The following is a 470-nucleotide window of genomic DNA, read 5'->3' as shown; positions in this document are numbered from 1 at the left end:
TTAGCCAGAGCGATGGGGATTCCCACTGTCATGGGTGTGGTGGATATGCCACTCACACAGCTGGACGATAAAGAGTTAATAGTCGATGGCTACAATGGTGATATTTTTGCCTGCCCTTCTGAAGAGCTGCGTGGCTACTATGAGCAGATCGTCGAAGAAGAGAAGGCGCTGGATCAAGGCTTAGAGAAGTTAAAGAGCCTACCCTGCGAAACTAAAGACGGGCATCGCATCTGTGCCTGGGTGAATACCGGTTTAATGACTGATGTTGTTCGTTCACTGAATCAAGGCGCTGAAGGTGTTGGTCTATATCGAACTGAAGTGCCATTCATGATCAATGAGCGTTTCCCAAGTGAGCAAGAGCAGATGGACTGCTATCGCGAGCAACTGGAAGCGTTTGCACCGAATTATGTCACCATGCGTACCTTGGATATTGGCGGAGACAAAGCTTTATCCTACTTTCCGATCACAGA

The 470-nt window shown here is 48.3% G+C and carries 1 protein-coding gene; it reads left to right on the top strand.

All coding sequences use genetic code 11. The features are described 5' to 3' along the window. On the top strand, window positions 1-470 hold a 470-nt coding region (locus A3735_RS09975; RefSeq protein ID WP_304439987.1), incomplete at both ends, for a putative PEP-binding protein.

Source organism: Oleiphilus sp. HI0061 (assembly GCF_001635675.1).
This window is presented reverse-complemented; position numbering and strand designations above follow the sequence as displayed.